This is a genomic window from Buttiauxella sp. B2 (assembly GCF_006376615.1).
GTDB lineage: Bacteria > Pseudomonadota > Gammaproteobacteria > Enterobacterales > Enterobacteriaceae > Buttiauxella.
Map to the genome: position 1 here is coordinate 51356 of NZ_VEXQ01000017.1, position 13041 is coordinate 64396.

Annotated in this window: 14 protein-coding genes; 4 read left to right on the forward strand and 10 right to left on the reverse strand. The window is 49.6% G+C overall.

Annotated features, from left to right (window positions below; all coding sequences use genetic code 11):
- Positions 1-46: 46 nt before the first annotated feature.
- Positions 47-2188 (forward strand): phosphate acetyltransferase, encoded by a 2142-nt coding sequence (pta, locus tag FH968_RS17290; protein WP_139881829.1) that lies wholly within the window; start codon positions 47-49, stop codon positions 2186-2188.
- A 142-nt stretch (positions 2189-2330) separates the two neighbouring features.
- Here the strand turns inward: pta and yfcD are convergent, their stop codons facing one another.
- The 3 genes from yfcD to yfcF are packed head-to-tail and all read right to left on the reverse strand — an operon-like array spanning position 2331 to position 4187.
- The gene (gene yfcD / locus FH968_RS17295; RefSeq protein WP_139881831.1) at positions 2331-2876 is read right to left on the reverse strand and encodes an NUDIX hydrolase YfcD; all 546 of its coding nucleotides are present in this window, start codon (positions 2874-2876) and stop codon (positions 2331-2333) included.
- Between the two features lie 58 nt (positions 2877-2934).
- Positions 2935-3486, reverse strand: a complete 552-nt coding sequence (gene yfcE, locus FH968_RS17300; RefSeq protein ID WP_139881833.1) for a phosphodiesterase — start codon at positions 3484-3486, stop codon at positions 2935-2937.
- A gap of 56 nt (positions 3487-3542) precedes the next feature.
- Positions 3543-4187: a glutathione transferase gene (gene yfcF, locus FH968_RS17305; RefSeq protein WP_139881835.1), complete on the reverse strand. Its 645-nt coding sequence runs from the start codon at positions 4185-4187 to the stop codon at positions 3543-3545.
- A gap of 151 nt (positions 4188-4338) precedes the next feature.
- Between yfcF and yfcG the strand changes: the two genes are divergently transcribed.
- From yfcG to FH968_RS17320, 3 genes are all read left to right on the forward strand, one after another.
- Positions 4339-4968 carry a GSH-dependent disulfide bond oxidoreductase gene (yfcG, locus tag FH968_RS17310; protein WP_139881837.1) on the forward strand — a complete coding sequence of 210 codons (630 nt, stop codon included), beginning with the start codon at positions 4339-4341 and terminating at the stop codon, positions 4966-4968.
- A 92-nt stretch (positions 4969-5060) separates the two neighbouring features.
- Complete coding sequence (gene folX, locus FH968_RS17315; protein ID WP_139881839.1) at positions 5061-5429, forward strand: dihydroneopterin triphosphate 2'-epimerase; 369 nt, start codon at positions 5061-5063, stop codon at positions 5427-5429.
- A 22-nt stretch (positions 5430-5451) separates the two neighbouring features.
- On the forward strand, positions 5452-6345 hold the full coding sequence (locus tag FH968_RS17320) for a TIGR01777 family oxidoreductase (protein ID WP_139881841.1): 894 nt from the start codon (positions 5452-5454) through the stop codon (positions 6343-6345).
- A gap of 39 nt (positions 6346-6384) precedes the next feature.
- On the opposite strand, the gene hisP is transcribed toward FH968_RS17320, so the two are convergent.
- From hisP to purF, 7 genes are all read right to left on the reverse strand, one after another.
- Positions 6385-7158 (reverse strand): histidine ABC transporter ATP-binding protein HisP, encoded by a 774-nt coding sequence (hisP, locus tag FH968_RS17325; protein ID WP_139881843.1) that lies wholly within the window; start codon positions 7156-7158, stop codon positions 6385-6387.
- 10 nt (positions 7159-7168) lie between these two features.
- Complete coding sequence (locus FH968_RS17330) at positions 7169-7885, reverse strand: ABC transporter permease (protein ID WP_139881845.1); 717 nt, start codon at positions 7883-7885, stop codon at positions 7169-7171.
- Complete coding sequence (locus FH968_RS17335; protein ID WP_139881847.1) at positions 7882-8568, reverse strand: histidine ABC transporter permease HisQ; 687 nt, start codon at positions 8566-8568, stop codon at positions 7882-7884. The genes FH968_RS17330 and FH968_RS17335 overlap by 4 nt, the downstream gene beginning before the upstream one ends.
- 74 nt (positions 8569-8642) lie before the next feature.
- Positions 8643-9425, reverse strand: coding sequence for a histidine ABC transporter substrate-binding protein HisJ (gene hisJ / locus FH968_RS17340; protein WP_139881849.1), 783 nt, complete (start codon positions 9423-9425; stop codon positions 8643-8645).
- Positions 9426-9721: 296 nt separating this feature from the next.
- Positions 9722-10504 carry a lysine/arginine/ornithine ABC transporter substrate-binding protein ArgT gene (argT, locus tag FH968_RS17345; RefSeq protein WP_139881852.1) on the reverse strand — a complete coding sequence of 261 codons (783 nt, stop codon included), beginning with the start codon at positions 10502-10504 and terminating at the stop codon, positions 9722-9724.
- A 295-nt stretch (positions 10505-10799) separates the two neighbouring features.
- Positions 10800-11369 carry a UbiX family flavin prenyltransferase gene (locus FH968_RS17350; RefSeq protein ID WP_139881854.1) on the reverse strand — a complete coding sequence of 190 codons (570 nt, stop codon included), beginning with the start codon at positions 11367-11369 and terminating at the stop codon, positions 10800-10802.
- Positions 11370-11516: 147 nt separating this feature from the next.
- On the reverse strand, positions 11517-13034 hold the full coding sequence (gene purF / locus FH968_RS17355) for an amidophosphoribosyltransferase (protein ID WP_139881856.1): 1518 nt from the start codon (positions 13032-13034) through the stop codon (positions 11517-11519).
- Positions 13035-13041 lie beyond the last annotated feature (7 nt).

Genomic DNA, 13041 nt, shown 5'->3' on the forward strand with positions numbered 1-13041 from the left:
TTTCTGAGTCTCACAAGCCATGCTTGTGCAACAAAGAGGTTATACCGTGTCTCGTACTATTATGTTGATCCCTACCGGAACCAGCGTCGGCCTGACCAGCGTCAGCCTTGGTGTTATCCGTGCTATGGAACAAAAAGGCGTTCGCCTTAGCGTTTTCAAACCTATCGCCCAACCGCGTACCGGTGACGATACTCCAGATCAAACCACCAGCATTGTGCGTGTAAACACCAGCATCCCTACTGCTGAGCCGCTGCACATGGCACACGTTGAGTCACTGCTGTCCAGTAACCAACAAGACGTGCTGATGGAAGAGATCATCGCCAACTTCCATAACAGCAGCAAAGACGCTGAAGTGGTACTGGTTGAAGGTCTGGTCCCGACTCGTAAGCATCAGTTTGCGCAGTCTCTGAACTACGAAATTGCTAAAACGCTGAACGCTGAAATCGTCTTTGTTATGTCTCTGGGTAACAACTCCCCAGAGCAGATGAAAGAGCGTATCGAACTGGCTCGTAGCAGCTTCGGTGGCAGCAAAAATACCAACATCACTGGCGTTATCATTAACAAACTGAATGCCCCAGTTGATGAGCAAGGTCGTACTCGCCCAGACCTGTCCGAGATTTTCGATGACTCCACTAAAGCGAGCATCGCAAACATCGATCCTAAAGAACTGTTTGCTGACAGCCCGCTGCCAGTTCTGGGTTGTGTGCCGTGGAGTTTCGATCTGATCGCAACTCGCGCAATTGATATGGCGCGTCACCTGAACGCAACCATCATCAACGAAGGCGACATCAAAACTCGTCGCGTGAAATCTGTTACCTTCTGTGCGCGCAGTATTCCGCACATGCTGGAACACTTCCGCCCAGGTTCTCTGCTGGTCACTTCCGCAGACCGCCCAGACGTGCTGGTTGCAGCGTGCCTGGCCGCAATGAACGGCGTTGATATCGGTGCCGTTTTGCTGACCGGTGGTTACGAAATGGACCCACGCGTGAGCAAACTGTGTGAGCGTGCATTCGCAACGGGCCTGCCGTTGTTCATGGTTGATACCAACACCTGGCAGACTTCCCTGAGCCTGCAAAGCTTCAACCTGGAAGTTCCAACTGACGACCATCAGCGTATCGAGAAAGTGCAGGAATATGTGGCAAGCCACATTGATGCAAACTGGATTGAATCCCTGACTGCAACGTCCGAGCGCAGCCGTCGTCTGTCTCCTCCAGCCTTCCGTTATCAGCTCACTGAGCTGGCACGTAAAGCCGGCAAACGTGTTGTACTGCCAGAAGGCGAAGAGCCGCGTACTGTTAAAGCAGCCGCGATTTGTGCTGAACGTGGTATCGCAACTTGCGTACTGTTGGGTAACCCGGATGAAATCACCCGTGTTGCAGCAGCGCAAGGCGTTGAGTTGAGCGCAGGCATCGAAATCGTCGATCCAGAAGTGGTTCGCGAGAGCTACGTTGCGCGTCTGGTTGAGCTGCGTAAGAGTAAAGGCATGACCGAAGCCGTTGCTCGCGAGCAACTGGAAGATAACGTTGTGCTGGGCACTCTGATGCTTGAGCAAGACGAAGTTGACGGGCTGGTTTCCGGTGCTGTTCACACCACCGCAAACACCATTCGTCCTCCGTTGCAGCTTATCAAAACAGCACCTGGTAGCTCTCTGGTTTCTTCTGTGTTCTTCATGCTGCTGCCTGAACAAGTTTATGTTTACGGTGACTGTGCGATTAACCCAGACCCAACTGCTGAGCAACTGGCAGAAATCGCTATTCAGTCTGCGGATTCCGCTGCTGCATTCGGTATCGATCCACGTGTTGCGATGCTGTCCTACTCCACCGGTACTTCTGGTGCAGGTAGCGACGTTGAGAAAGTACGCGAAGCTACGCGTATTGCTCAGGAAAAACGTCCTGACCTGGTCATAGACGGTCCGTTGCAGTACGACGCCGCAGTTATGGCCGATGTTGCCAAATCCAAAGCGCCAAACTCACCGGTTGCGGGTCGCGCTACCGTGTTCATCTTCCCAGACCTGAACACCGGTAACACCACCTATAAAGCGGTACAGCGCTCTGCCGATCTGATCTCCATCGGGCCAATGCTGCAAGGTATGCGTAAACCCGTTAACGACCTGTCTCGTGGCGCACTGGTTGACGATATCGTTTACACCATCGCTCTAACTGCGATTCAGTCTGCTCAGCAAGAGTAAGTCTTTCTGAGAAACAAAAAGGCCGCATTAATATGCGGCCTTTTTTATAATTGGTGTTTTTGTCACAGTCAAAAACATTCAAAAATTTGCTATTTGGATGTTCACTGATTAACAATCAAAACATAACCAACTGATAAATAAATTATTCCGCAGCAGCAGTATGCTGGGATTCATTTTTAGCGTTGCGGGTCATCCACAGCGCCAATGCTTTCAGAGAGTCTGGCGTAAAGTCGTCACAACGCGCGGTTATTTCTTCCGGCGACATCCAACACACTTCGCTCACTTCTTCTTCCTGCAATGCAAACGGGCCATGAGAAACGCAGCTAAACAAGCTTCCCCAAACGCGACAGTTGGCATCTTCAAAGTAGAACTGACCATGCTCGGCAAATGGTACCCCCGCAATACCCAGCTCTTCTTCAGCCTCACGGCGAGCGGAGTCCAGCAATTGCTCGTCGGCCTGAACCACACCGCCTGCAGTAGCATCTAACATGCCTGGCATAAAATCTTTGGTTTCAGTACGGCGTTGCACCAAAATCTTACCCATACCATCGTGTACGACGATGTAGGTTGCGCGATGTCTTAAGCGCTGCGCACGCATTTGCTCACGGCTTGACTGCGCGATTACTTCATTGTCTTCATTAACAATGTCTACCCATTCCATGCCAACAACATGACTCTGTTCCACCATCGGGGAAACCTTATTTCAGGGCGCTCTTTGGCGCGTTATCGGTTTAACTCACGGTAAGTTACGGGGTAATCTCAACCTGTGCAATAACCCCATCGTTATTCAGTGCGTGAATGCTCAGAACACCGTCGTTTAGCATGCCATAACTCGCTTCAAATCCACCTTTGGGGATGCTCACCGAGCCTGGATTAAAGAGATAAACCATATCTTGCTTTTCGGCCAATGGGATATGGGTATGACCAAAAACCAGAACGTCGTTTTCTGCCAGCGGAGGCAATTTATCAGGATTGTAGAGATGCCCATGCGTCACGAATAAGCGCTGGTCATCCATCAGTATCTGCTGCCAGGGAGCCGTTATTGGAAAATGGAGCAGCATCTGGTCAACTTCACTGTCACAGTTACCACGTACCGCAATAATCTTGTCTGCAATACTGTTAAACCGCTCTGCAACCGCACCTGGATTGTAACCTGCCGGGAGCGCATTGCGTGGCCCGTGATTGAGCACATCACCCAGTAATATCAGCCATTTCGCGCCACTCCGCTCAAAATGTGCCAATACCTGCTCAGTAGCTGGCAGCGAACCATGAATATCTGAGGCAAACATCAGCTTCATAAAACCCTATTCCTGTTAATGATAAGCGGAATTATCATAGCGAATTATGGTGCTAATCAGCCAGAATGCATTGCGGAAAGAGCCAGAAAAAGCTGCACAGAGGCTCGCTGCCACTGGAAAGCAGCATACTCTTGCAGGCGTTCAGGGACTTCATCGCCGTTTAGAATTAAGCGATTAAGCATTAATGCAAGGTCAGTATCGGCAATCGACCACTCGCCAAAAAGGTTTTGCTGGCCGACAGGTAACAGACTCTCTACCGTAGTCAGAAGCTTTTGAGCCGCCAGTTGCCCTTGTTCCGTCAGCGGCGGCTTCTTCACCCCTGCGAAAACCACGTCAGTTGAGCGCTCTTCACGAATCGGCATTAAATCGCTACGCAACCACGCCTGGATTTGCCGGGCTCGGGCACGTTTTTCCAGATCGTGCGGATAAATACGCTCCCAGGTGGGCGGTGCAAAACGTTCTTCAAGATATTCATCAATGGCAGAAGATTCGCTTAGCAGAAAGTCGTCTACTGCTAACGCGGGAACGCGGCGCGTGAGATCATAACCTTTCCAGCCCGGTTGAAGATGTTGCCCGCTATTCAGGTCGATCGTTTGCAGGGTAAAACTGAGCCCCTTCTCTTTTAGGGCAACATAAACGGACATCACGTACGGACTAAAAAAGTTAGTATCTGACCACAATGTAATTGTCGGCTGGCTCATAATATCCCCATGATTTAGCTTTTCAGGTTATTGAAGATATAGCGAAAAATCGTGACTGTCACTTGAGCAAAACTCATCTACAAAGCAAGTTTTTCAAAAAGTCTATACTCCATAGGTTTACGAAAAATACGCCTATCAGGATGGGAATGACATGATTGACCTTTACTATGCACCGACACCAAACGGCCATAAAATCACGCTGTTTCTGGAAGAAGCCGGTTTGGACTACGCCCTTCATCGTATTGATATTGGCAAAGGAGATCAGTTTCAGCCTGCCTTTTTGGCAATCTCCCCCAACAATAAAATTCCGGCGATTATCGACAGGCACCCTGCAGATGGCGGCGGCCCGCTGAGTTTGTTTGAATCAGGTGAAATCTTGCTTTATCTGGCAGAAAAAACAGGCATGTTGTTGAGCAAAGATCTGCGCGAGCGCGTCCACACGCTGCAATGGTTGTTCTGGCAAGTGGGAGGATTTGGCCCGATGCTTGGCCAGAATCACCACTTTAATCACTTTGCTCCGCAGCCTGTTCCGTATGCCATCGAGCGTTATCAGGTGGAAACACAGCGTTTATATAGCGTGCTCAACAAACAGCTGGAGAAAACCCCGTGGCTTGGCGGCAATGAATACAGTATTGCAGATATTGCGACCTACCCGTGGACCGTTTCACATGAGCGTCAACGCATCAATCTGGCGAATTTCCCCGCTATTCAAAACTGGTTTGAGCGCATCCGTTCGCGTCCAGCAACTGAACGGGCTTATGAACAAGCGCAAAAAAGCTGACGCCTGTGCGCCCGATGTGGGCGCAATTTTTTTTCCTCATGCATTTTGGGTATAGTCTGGGACTGAAAATAACTACATGGAGGAAACCTGCAATGTCATCCCCACAACCAGACGCGATTATTAGAATCAAAAACTTACGCCTGCGTACTTTTATCGGTATCAAGGAAGAAGAGATCGCCAATCGCCAGGATATTGTTATTAACGTTACCATTCATTATCCGGCAGACAGAGCTCGCGCCAGCGAAGACATCAACGATGCGCTGAACTACCGCACCATCACTAAAAAAATCATTCAGTTGGTTGAGAATAATCGCTTCTCTTTGTTGGAAAAATTAACTCAGGATGTGCTCGATATCGCATGCGACCATCCATGGGTATCTTATGCTGAAGTAGAAATAGATAAACTTCATGCGCTGCGTTATGCCGACTCGGTATCAATGACAATGGGTTGGCGTAGGTAGGCGCAAACGGCTGGAGACGAGTATGCGGATACTGATTACCGGCGGAACCGGGTTGATTGGCAGCCATCTGGTGCCACGTTTGTTGGAATTAGGGCACGATGTCACCGTGGTGACAAGAAACCCCGACAAGGCCCGTACACGACTTGATGCTAACGCCACACTATGGAAAGGGCTCGGTGAGCATCCCAATCTCGATGGATTTGACGCAGTTATTAATCTGGCTGGCGAACCAATTGCAGACAAGCGTTGGACGGAGGCGCAAAAACAGCGCCTGTGCCAAAGCCGCTGGCAAATCACCGAACGTCTGGTCGAGATGTTTAAAGCCAGTCAGACGCCGCCATCAGTGCTCATTTCCGGATCAGCTGCCGGATATTACGGTGACCTCGGCGAAGTCGTCGTCAACGAAGATGAGCCACCACATAACGAGTTTACCCATAAACTTTGCGCCCGCTGGGAGCAAATCGCCTGTGGTGCGCAAACTGAGCACACTCGTGTTTGCCTTTTGCGTACTGGTGTGGTGCTGGCTCCTAAAGGTGGGATTCTGGCAAAACTGTTGCCCATCTTCCGCTTAGGTCTTGGCGGGCCGATGGGTTCAGGTCGCCAGTATCTGGCATGGATTCATATTGATGACATGGTCAACGGCATTCTCTGGCTGCTAAATAACGACCTGCGCGGGCCATTTAATATGGTTGCGCCCTATCCGGTCCGCAACGAACAGTTCTCCCACGCGCTTGGGCAAGCGTTAAACCGCCCTGCGTTCATGCGTGCGCCAGCAACGGCTGTCAAAATGATGATGGGGGAATCTTCGGTGTTGGTACTAGGTGGTCAGCGGGCATTGCCAAAACGGCTTGAAGAGTCAGGATTTGGCTTCCGTTGGTACGACCTGGAAGAAGCACTTGGGGATGTGGTTCGCTAGATATATACGTCCCGCCGCATTAAACGGCGGGACTTTTTATTACTTCAGCGATCCAGATAGGAACTGCTGCAAACGAGCGCTCTTAGGATTGCCAAACAGCTCTTCTGGCGTCCCTTCTTCTTCGATTAAGCCCTGATGCAGGAAAATCACATGATTTGACACGTGACGCGCAAAGTCCATCTCATGCGTGACCACCACCATGGTTTTCCCCTCTTCGGCAAGCTTTTGCATAATACGCAGCACTTCACCCACCAACTCCGGATCTAGCGCAGAAGTTGGTTCATCAAACAGCAGTACCTCCGGTTCCATAGCAAGCGCACGAGCGATTGATACACGCTGCTGCTGGCCACCGGAAAGATGCACTGGATATTTAACCTGCTGACGTTCATCAATTCCCACTTTCTCCAGGTATTTAATTGCACGTTCTTTTGCTTCCAGTTTGCTCAAACCAAGCACCTGAATCGGTGCTTCCATGACGTTTTCCAGAACCGTCATGTGGCTCCACAAGTTAAAGTGCTGGAACACCATCGTCAGGCGAGTACGCAGCAAACGAAGCTGATTTTTATCGGCAACTTTTAGTTGCCCGTCAGTATCGCGCACAAGGTTAATGTTCTGATTATTGACGACAATCGTCCCTTCACTCGGTTTTTCAAGGAAGTTAATGCAGCGCAAAAACGTACTTTTCCCGGAACCCGATGAACCAATAATGCTTATCACATCGCCAGCATTGGCCTGTAAAGAAACGCCTTTAAGCACTTCATGTTGCCCGTAGCGCTTATGCAGGTCGGTAACGCTTAATTTTTTATCAGTCATGATTGAACACTCAATGTGTTGAGCTTGGTTTAACATGCTGCAACCAGCGTTGCTCAGCCTTGCGGAACAATCTAATCAGCACATAAGAAATACACAGGTACAACACCGCAGCGATACCGAAGGCGGTAAATGGCTGGTAGGTTGCGGAGTTGATATCACGGGCGATCTTCAGCAGATCCGGCACCGTGGCGGTAAACGCCAGCGCTGTGGAGTGCAGCATCAAAATGACTTCATTGCTGTACGCAGGCAGTGCAATTCGCAACGCCGAAGGCAAAATAATGCAACGGTACATTTTGAATGACGAGAAACCATAGGCACGGCCCGCTTCAATCTCACCATGCGGCACCGAACGAATCGCCCCAGCAAAGATTTCAGTGGTATAGGCGCAGGTATTTAGTGTCAAAGCCAGAACAGTACAGTTCAAACCGCTGCGGAAAAACTCGTTCAGCAGAACGGTGCCTTTTACCACTTCCAGCGTGTACATGCCGGAATAGAACACCAGCAACTGCACATAGAGCGGAGTACCACGGAAAATGTAGGTGAAAAGCCAGATTGGGAAGGCGATAAACTTGTTGCTCGATACGCGACCAATGGCCAGAAACAGCGCCAGAATCCCGCCCATCACCACCGAGGAAATCAACAGCCACAGCGTGATGGCAACCCCGGTGAAGCGGTAACCGTCAGTCCACAGCAGCGCTTTCCAGTATTCCTGAATAATTTCGATCATAGGTCTGCCCTCTTCACGCCAACAGAGTAACGGCGTTCAAGCCAGAGCAATACGCCATTCGATACCGTAGTAAAGAACAGGTAAATGATCCCAGCCACAATCGCAAAGTAGAACGGCTGCCAGGTGCTTTTTCCCGCCAGCTGCGTGGCTTTAACCACATCTTCCAACCCTAACAAAGACACCAGTGCGGTGGCTTTTAAAATAACCTGCCAGTTGTTACCAATGCCTGGTAACGCGTAGCGCATCATTGCCGGGAAGATAATACGGCGGAAAGTTTGCGAACCGGTAAAACCAAAAGCGGTTGCCGCCTCAATATGCCCAGTTGGCACGGCCATAAAAGCACCGCGGAAAGTTTCGGTAAAATAGGCACCGTAGATAAAACCGAGCGTAATGATACCAGCCACCATTGGGTCGATATCAAACTGCGCTGCACCAATAGAATCGGTTAACACATTGAGCGCCATTTGCAGGCCGTAGAAAATCAGCAGCATCAGCACCAGATCCGGCACGCCACGAATCAGCGTGGTGTAACCTTCAAATAATATGGCTAGCGGACGGTTTTTGGATAACTTAGCACCGGCTCCAGCCAGGCCAATAATAACGGCGAGGATAACGGAGCTTAGCGCCAGTTCCAGCGTGACGATCGCCCCTTTAAATATGACTTCTGAAAAACCGTACAGCATGGTGCGTATCCTGTCGTCAGTGTTTGCACAAACTTAACCTGCCCGCTAAGGGCAGGTTTAACCACTGGTGACTTTTAACCACCGTATACATTGAAATCGAAGTATTTCTTCGCAAGTTTCTCGTAGGTTCCGTCTTTACGCATTTCGGTAAACGCTTTGTTCAGCGCTTCACGTAATTCGTTATCGTCTTTGCGCAGACCCATACCAGTGCCTACACCAAACAATTTGTCGTCTTTAACTGATGGGCCACCGAACTGGTAATCCTTACCCACTGGCTGTTTCAGGAAGCCTTCGCTGGCTGCCACTTCGTCCTGGAATGCGGCGTCAATACGGCCAGCAGTCAGGTCGGCGTAGATGGAGTCCTGGCCCTGGTAGGAAACAATTTCGATGCCTTTAGGCGCCCAGTGCTCATTACCATAGGTTTCTTGCGTAGTGCCTTGCAGCACACCGACACGTTTCCCTTTCAGAGACTGAAGGGTTGGCTGAATTGGGGAACCTTTCGCGACCACTAAACGGGAATCAGCCGCGTACAGTTTGTCGGTGAAGGCAATTTCTTGCTGGCGTTTTTCGGTGATGGAAAGTGACGACATAATTGCGTCGATTTTTTTCGCTTTCAACGAGGGGATCAGCGCATCCAGTGGGTTTTCCACGAAGGTACAGTTAGTTTCGATGCGTTTGCAGAGTTCTTTAGCTAAATCGATATCAAAACCGACTAATTCCCCTTGAGCATTCTTGGACTCAAACGGTGCATAAGTTGGATCAGTACCAATACGTAAATTCTTAGGGATAGCGGCGAAAGCTGTGGAAACACTGGAAAATGCCAGTACCAAAGAAAGAGCGATGACCTGCTTGTTCATAATTATCCTCGAATAGACTGTTTTTATACGCGATTGCTTTTTAACCGGATAAAACTGCAGTTTCCATGCCAGTTTATGCATACCTTTGGAACGTTTTTTCTGTACATTGACGCGCCAGGATTGCACGTCACGATTACCTAAAAAACACCATGCACCAAAGAGATGCAGCCAACACACCATTTTAGTGCATTAGCAACTTTCTGCACCAAATAGATGCAGAAGGCTTTGACTAGATTGCAATTCTATTCAGCCCGGTTGAACCGGAGCATAACCGGGCTACAGACTACGGGATAAACTTATTCACCGTAAACATTAAAATCGAAGTACTTCTTAGCAAATTTGTCGTAAGTACCGTCTTTACGCATATCTGCCAGCGCTTTATCAAACGCCTCTTTCAGCTCAACGTCATCTTTTCTCAAGCCAATACCGGTGCCATCACCAAAGTACTGCTTGTTTTTCACAGATGGGCCAGCAAACGCATAGCCTTTACCGGCAGGCAGTTTGAGGAACCCTTCGCTTGCAGCAGTTTCATCCTGGAATGCTGCATCCAAACGGCCAGCTGCAAGGTCTGAATAGATCAGATCCTGGTTGGCATAAGCCACCACATCAATGCCTTTGGTGCGCCATTCGGCATTGGCGAATGATTCCTGCGTAGAACCTTGCAACACACCGATGTGCTTACCTTTAAGGGATTCAATCGTTGGTTGAATCGCAGAACCTTTTACCGCGATTAAGCGGGAATCAGCAGCGTACAGTTTGTCTGAGAAAGCAATTTCTTGTTGGCGCTTTTCGGTAATTGAAAGTGAAGAGATAATGCCGTCGATTTTTTTCGCTTTCAAAGACGGGATCAACGCATCAAAGTCACTGCCGACCCACGTGCATTTAGTATGAATGCGTTTACACAGCTCATTGCCGAGATCAATATCGAAACCAACAAAATCCCCTTTTGCATCTTTAGAAGAAAACGGCGCATATGTCGTGTCCGTACCAAGACGAATACTCTGCGGAAGTGCTGCGAAGACGCTTGCTGTGGTACTCAAGCCGAGCAGTAATGACAGAGCGAGAACTTGCTTTTTCATACATAACCCTCAGGTTTACGGATCTTATTATGTGTAATGTCGTGTTGTGTTTGTTTTGTGTTGCAATGCAGAGTTGCAGTTCTCATGCCACTTTTCCTGCGTGAAAGAAAGTGTGTGGATTCATGTTAAAAAAAAGTTACAACTCTGTCGCAGAATTGAAAGATAGCAGGTCTGGCCTGAGGGAAAAGCATTAACGGTGGAAAATAGCGGATAAATGTTCTGGAAGTGATCGAGGTTACAAAATCGCCCCATAATGAGGCGAAAGGTTTTGTGATGCACCACACTAGCTCAGTGCTTATGCCCCATTCCAGCGGGTGAACAAGTCTTGCGGGAGCTCAATATCAAACTGATCGAGCACCCGGTTCACCGTCTGGTCGATGATATCCTGCACGCTTGTCGGGCGATGATAAAACGCAGGCATAGGTGGCATTATCACCGCACCCAGTTCAGCCGCCTGAGTCATCAAACGTAAATGACCAAGATGTAGCGGCGTCTCACGCACGCACAGAACCAAAGGGCGACGTTCTTTAAGCACCACATCTGCCGCACGGGTTAGCAACCCATCGGTATAGCTGTGAACAATGCCAGAAAGGGTTTTGATCGAGCAGGGTAATATCACCATGCCGTGCGTCTTAAAAGAGCCTGAGGAAAGAGTGGCGGCAATATCACGAGCATCATGAACCACATTAGCCAGTGCCTGTACTTCACGCAGGGAAAAATCGGTTTCTAACGCAAGGGTCTGTCGGGCAGCATTACTTAAGATGAGATGGGTTTCGATATCCGGTAATTGTTGCAGCACCTGAAGCAGTCGCACACCGTAAGTTGCGCCACTGGCACCTGAAATTCCAACAATTAACCGTTTCATATTTTACGCACGCCCAAAGAGTTTATCTGGGCTGACTTTGCCGCAAGATGGGCAGGGATGCAAGGAGAGATCCCTCATCCCAGCCCTTTCCCCATAGGGGCGTGACTAGCCCCCTCCTTCAAGGAGAGGGTTAGGATGAGTATGCTTTTACCCTTCGTTGTGCATCTCTAAGTTTTCCACTTCGTTTTGACGCTGTATGGCTTGCGAATCGTCATTACGCAGTGACTCAAGATACTCAAGGTATTCGTGATCTACATCTTTGGTGACGTATATTCCATTGAACACGGAGCACTCAAACTGAGTGATGTCTGGGTTCTCAATGCGAACGGCTTCAATCAGATCGTCCAGATTCTGGAAGATCAAAGCGTCGGCGCCGATTAACTGGCGGATCTCGTCAACTTCACGACCATGAGCAATCAGTTCGTTTGCGCTTGGCATATCTATGCCATACACGTTCGGGAATCGAATTTCTGGTGCCGCTGACGCGAGGTAAACTTTTTTCGCACCGGCTTCACGCGCCATTTCGATAATCTGCTCAGAAGTCGTACCGCGCACGATGGAGTCATCCACCAGCAGTACGTTCTTATCGCGGAACTCAGCGCGGTTAGCGTTAAGTTTGCGACGCACAGACTTACGACGCAGCTGTTGGCCTGGCATGATGAAGGTACGGCCAACGTAGCGGTTTTTCACAAACCCCTGACGGTACGGTTTGTCGAGAATACGGGCGATTTCCAACGCGATATCACAGGAAGTCTCAGGAATCGGGATAACCACGTCGATGTCCAAATCTTCCCATTCACGGGCAATTTTCTCACCGAGCTTTTTACCCATCTCAACGCGGGCGCTGTAGACGGAAATTTTGTCGATGAAAGAGTCCGGACGCGCAAAGTAGACGTATTCGAACAGACAAGGATTGCTGGTTGGGTTGTCAGCACACTGGCGCGTGAACAACTGGCCTTTTTCGGTGATGTACACCGCTTCGCCCGGTGCGATATCACGCAGGAATTCGAATCCCAGCGTATCAAGCGCCACGCTTTCAGATGCCACCATGTACTCGGTGCGATCGTCGCCTAAATCACGTTTGCCCATCACGAGCGGACGGATGCCGTTCGGGTCGCGGAAGGCGACCATACCATGGCCGATAATCATCGCAACACAGGCGTAAGCACCGCGGATCTGGCGGTTAGTCGCAGCAATGGCAGCAAAAATATTATCGGCTTCCAGCGGATAGTTACGAAAGTTATCTAGCTCACTGGCAAAGATATTGAGCAAGATTTCAGAATCGGAAGTGGTGTTAATGTGACGACGCTTTTCTTCGAACAGCTTTTGGCGCAGTTCATGCGCGTTAGTCAGGTTACCATTGTGTGCAAGGGTAATGCCGTACGGAGAGTTAACATAGAAAGGCTGAGCTTCAGAAGCGCTGGAGCTGCCAGCTGTAGGGTAACGTACATGGCCGATGCCCATGTTTCCCTGCAAGCGTTGCATGTGAATCGCACCAAATACATCGCTCACCAGACCATTGGCTTTACGCAGACGAAAACAATTTAAGGCATCAATGGTAACGATGCCAGCGGCATCCTGCCCACGATGCTGAAGCACCGTTAACGCGTCATAGATAGACTGGTTTACCGGCATAAAACCGGCGATCCCGACAATACCGCACATGTTGTCT

Excerpts from the sequence above, each read along its gene's own strand:
- yfcE (WP_139881833.1), bottom strand. The coding sequence starts at position 3,486 with ATGAAGCTGATGTTTGCCTCAGATATTCATGGTTCGCTGCCAGCTACT.
- hisP (WP_139881843.1), bottom strand. The coding sequence starts at position 7,158 with ATGACTGATAAAAAATTAAGCGTTACCGACCTGCATAAGCGCTACGGG.
- yfcD (WP_139881831.1), bottom strand. The coding sequence starts at position 2,876 with ATGGTGGAACAGAGTCATGTTGTTGGCATGGAATGGGTAGACATTGTT.
- FH968_RS17350 (WP_139881854.1), bottom strand. The coding sequence starts at position 11,369 with ATGAAACGGTTAATTGTTGGAATTTCAGGTGCCAGTGGCGCAACTTAC.
- yfcF (WP_139881835.1), bottom strand. The coding sequence starts at position 4,187 with ATGAGCCAGCCGACAATTACATTGTGGTCAGATACTAACTTTTTTAGT.
- FH968_RS17335 (WP_139881847.1), bottom strand. The coding sequence starts at position 8,568 with ATGCTGTACGGTTTTTCAGAAGTCATATTTAAAGGGGCGATCGTCACG.
- yfcG (WP_139881837.1), top strand. The coding sequence starts at position 4,339 with ATGATTGACCTTTACTATGCACCGACACCAAACGGCCATAAAATCACG.
- folX (WP_139881839.1), top strand. The coding sequence starts at position 5,061 with ATGTCATCCCCACAACCAGACGCGATTATTAGAATCAAAAACTTACGC.
- FH968_RS17320 (WP_139881841.1), top strand. The coding sequence starts at position 5,452 with ATGCGGATACTGATTACCGGCGGAACCGGGTTGATTGGCAGCCATCTG.
- purF (WP_139881856.1), bottom strand. The coding sequence starts at position 13,034 with ATGTGCGGTATTGTCGGGATCGCCGGTTTTATGCCGGTAAACCAGTCT.
- hisJ (WP_139881849.1), bottom strand. The coding sequence starts at position 9,425 with ATGAACAAGCAGGTCATCGCTCTTTCTTTGGTACTGGCATTTTCCAGT.
- FH968_RS17330 (WP_139881845.1), bottom strand. The coding sequence starts at position 7,885 with ATGATCGAAATTATTCAGGAATACTGGAAAGCGCTGCTGTGGACTGAC.
- argT (WP_139881852.1), bottom strand. The coding sequence starts at position 10,504 with ATGAAAAAGCAAGTTCTCGCTCTGTCATTACTGCTCGGCTTGAGTACC.